Here is a 3,987-nt window from a genome sequence, read left to right as displayed (position 1 = left end):
TTCTAGTACTAAGTCAAAAAAGGTAGAGATTTAAATGGCACAAGCCGAGTTTTCATTGCAGGAAAAAGATAAGAAACGACTGATAAAAGATCGTTTAGTTCGACTTGCAGTGACATCCGGTGGTGTCGGCGTACTCGCGGCGCTTATTTTGATCTTTGTCTACCTCGCTATGGTGATCATTCCGCTTTTTTCTGATGCGGAGATCAAAACCAACCAAGCCATTCGAGCCACTCATATTGAAACACCACTTGCGATTTCAGTGGATGATTACGCTCAGCTTGCGTTCGTCCTAACCCAAAGTGGTGAGATTCAATATTTGTCGATGGACGATCCTACGAAACCTGCGGTGTATAAACAGCAAATCGTCCAGAAACCCGTCGCTTTCTCTCAATCTGCTCCTGGGCTAGGTTGGTATGGATTTGTTGATGGGCAGGGTAAAGCGAACCTTTTCAAGCCAGAATTTAATGCCACGTTGAGAGAAAATACACGTCCTCCGGAAGTGATTGAGCTAGACACCAGCATGGATCTGACACTAAGTACGCCTCAAGATCCTGTGACTCAGTTTGTATTTGCAGCTTCGACGCCCTTACCAACGGTTGTTTGGCAGACGCAAAGTGGTGAAGTGAAAGCTCGCTGGCAAGTGGCTTCGTCTTTGGGTACGTCTCCTACAACGATCGATTTTACGTTCTCTTCAGGCTTTAATACGCCTCAGCAAATGTTGTTGACACCTGACGGTGAAACGCTTTATTTGCGCGATGGCTCTGAGTTGATCGTGTTAAAGAAAACCGCACGTAAATTTGCTGTGCGAGAGGTGGTCGATCTCACTCAAGGTGATAAGAAGCATTCCGTTCGTACGATAGACTTATTGGCTGGTGCTTACTCGCTTTTGGTGACGCACAACGATGGTCGGGTGTCGCAATGGTTTGATACGCTGCAAGAAGAAAAACGCACGTTAACGCATATTCGTGATTTTAAATTGGCATCAGAGCTTAAGTATTTGTTGCCGGATTCTCATCGAAAAGGATTTTATAGCTTTTACACCAACGGCACGTTGCAAAGCCATTATACAACCAGTGAAAAACTGGTGTTGTTTAAGCGTGCGTACCATCAAGCGCCCGCAATCGCAGCAACGTCTAACAATGAACGCTACTTAATCACTTGGCAAAATAATGCGTTAAATGTTGCGGAAGTGGACAATGCCTATCCGGAAATTTCATTGTCTTCATTATGGCAAGAAGTGTGGTACGAAGGGTATCCTGAGCCTGAATTTGTGTGGCAATCGACTTCGGCGAGCGATAACTTTGAGGCTAAGTTCAGCCTAGTACCTATTGCGTTTGGAACGATAAAAGCGGCGATGTTTGCGATGCTGTTTTCAGTACCGCTCGCAGTGCTAGGTGCTATTTATACGGCTTACTTTATGTCGCCACGCATGCGTCGTGTCGTAAAACCGTCGATTGAGCTAATGGAAGCACTGCCGACGGTGATCATTGGTTTCCTCGCGGGATTGTGGTTCGCGCCTATTGTCGAAGATCACCTGATTACGATCGTCGTTATGCTGTTTGTTTTGCCCTTGAGCACCATGATTATGGGCGGGCTATGGGCATTAATACCGCAACCTTTGCGGAATCGTCTGCCTAATGGTTGGCATGCTTTAGTGCTCATGCCTGTCATATTGGTACTGATTGGGCTTGGAGTGTGGATTTCGCCTACGATTGAGCAGACGTTCTTTGGTGGCGATATGCGCTTATTCTTAACCGAGCATGGTATTGGTTACGATCAACGCAATGCATTGGTGGTGGGGCTAGCGATGGGGTTTGCTGTTATCCCGACGATTTTTACCATTGCCGAAGATGCTATTTTCTCTGTACCGAAGCATTTATCGGATGGCTCTTTGGCATTAGGGGCCACGCCTTGGCAAACTTTAATCTATGTTGTCTTGCTTACTGCAAGCCCAGGTATTTTTTCTGCCATTATGATGGGCCTGGGACGCGCTGTTGGCGAAACCATGATTGTGTTAATGGCAACGGGCAATACGCCATTAATGGATTGGAATATTTTGGAAGGATTGCGCAGCCTGTCGGCGACCATCGCCGTTGAGTTGCCAGAGTCGGAAGTTGGAAGTTCGCATTATCGCCTGCTGTTCCTAGCTGCATTGATTTTGTTTGTGTTTACGTTTGCAGTAAACGCGCTTGCGGAGTGGGTTCGTCAGAGACTGAGAGATAAGTACCGTGCGTTGTAATAATGGTTTGAATAAAGAGCGAGTAATAACGTGTTAAATTGGATTCGTTCTGGCGCACCGTGGATATGGCTAACAGGCGGTGCAGTCAGCATCAGTTTGTTGTCGGTATTAGGGTTGTTACTCCTTATCGGCTGGAAAGGCCTGACTTACTTTTGGCCAGCGCCTTTGTATCAGTGGAATGTTGCAGCGCTGACTCCTGTACAAGGCGAAGTGCTACATGAAAATACTATTCTGATTGGTCAAGTGTATGAGCGCAGCTTTGTACCGAAGAGTTATTTGCCTGAAAGCGCAGCACAACAGTTAGAAGACGATGAAGATTTTGCCACGCGACTCAGTATCAAAATCGCTAACCGAGAGTTGTATCCCGCCGATTTTATCTCCGTATTGCAAATGCAGTTGGATGAGCCCACGATGCCAAAAGAGTGGGCGGTGATAGAGCGCAGTAGCGGTGGTTATTTCTTTGGTAAGCTGGTGGCGTTTCAAGATGGTGATAATATATACACCAGTGATATTCAATCGGTACTAAATAAAAAGCTTGATGATGCAGAAACTCTGCGTCATGAGATTGATTCTTTGGTGGTCGATCAGCTTAAAGAGCTTGGTTGGAAGCTAGAGCAGTTGCGATTAGAAAAGCGCAAGCATGAATTGAATGACACGCTGACAGAAAGCTTCTTAAACGAAAACCAGACGAAAAAAGAGCAGATAGAAAAAGCGCTTGCGACGTTAGATTTGCAACTTGATGGTTTACGACTTCAGCTCTCTGACTATGCCTTGATTGTCGAGGATATGACGGGGTCACAAGTATCGATTCCGCTCGAAGACATTTTGGACTACTGGTATCCAAACCAAATGTCACTGCCTGATAAAGTCATGCATTGGGGAAAACAGGTTTGGAAGTTTTTATCTGAAGATCCAAGAGAGTCTAACTCCGAAGGAGGCGTGTTCCCTGCGATATTTGGTACGGTTTTCTTAGTACTCATTATGTCGATCATTGTGATGCCACTTGGGGTGATCGCCGCTATCTATCTACATGAATATGCTAAGAATAACGCTCTAACCAGAGTTATTCGTATTGCGGTTATAAACCTAGCGGGTGTTCCATCGATTGTTTATGGCGTGTTTGGTTTAGGTTTCTTCGTTTATACGATTGGTGCCTCTATCGACAACGTATTCTATGCGGAGAAGCTACCGGCACCAACCTTTGGTACGCCGGGTTTGTTATGGTCAGCACTAACTCTTGCCGTGCTGACGCTTCCAGTTGTGATTGTGACGACAGAAGAAGGTTTAACTCGAATTCCGAGCTCCGTACGACATGGCTCTCTGGCGCTTGGTGCAACTCAGTTCGAAACACTATGGCGTGTGGTTTTACCTATGGCGACGCCAGCTATTATCACAGGTTTGATCCTTGCGATTGCACGTGCAGCTGGCGAAGTAGCGCCACTGATGCTGGTGGGGGTCGTGAAATTGGCATCCAGTTTACCGGTTGACGGACAATTCCCTTATGTGCATTTGGATAGAAAGTTCATGCATTTAGGTTTTCACATTTACGATGTTGGCTTTCAAACCTCCAACATCGAAGCGGCGCGACCATTAGTTTATGCTACCTCTTTCTTACTCGTGACAGTGATTGTCGGGCTAAACTTAACAGCAATCAGTATTCGCAATAATTTACGAGAAAAATACAGAACGTTAGGACAAGATTAAGTATGTTTAATTTTGATAGTACATTAGGTTATGAGCCACCATTG

Annotated in this window: 1 protein-coding gene and 2 pseudogenes; all 3 read left to right on the top strand. The window is 45.7% G+C overall.

All coding sequences use genetic code 11. The annotated features are described in order from the left end of the window. The first annotated feature begins 34 nt into the window (after nt 1-34). On the top strand, nt 35-2,239 hold the full coding sequence (locus CAG68_RS21630; protein ID WP_054729186.1) for an ABC transporter permease subunit: 2,205 nt from the start codon (nt 35-37) through the stop codon (nt 2,237-2,239). Between the two features lie 30 nt (nt 2,240-2,269). After that, nucleotides 2,270-2,501 (top strand): annotated as a pseudogene (locus CAG68_RS22600) (phosphate ABC transporter permease PstA); the annotation flags it as partial. 473 nt (nt 2,502-2,974) lie between these two features. Next, a pseudogene (gene pstA, locus CAG68_RS22595) lies at nt 2,975-3,943 on the top strand (phosphate ABC transporter permease PstA); the annotation flags it as partial. Nucleotides 3,944-3,987 lie beyond the last annotated feature (44 nt).

The sequence above is a fragment of the Vibrio sp. V42_P2S4T144 genome (assembly GCF_009904715.1).
Lineage (GTDB): Bacteria > Pseudomonadota > Gammaproteobacteria > Enterobacterales > Vibrionaceae > Vibrio > Vibrio alginolyticus.
This window is presented reverse-complemented; position numbering and strand designations above follow the sequence as displayed.

Bases quoted from the DNA above. Each gene is read 5' to 3' on its own strand.
- CAG68_RS21630 (WP_054729186.1), top strand. From the start codon at position 35: ATGGCACAAGCCGAGTTTTCATTGCAGGAAAAAGATAAGAAACGACTG.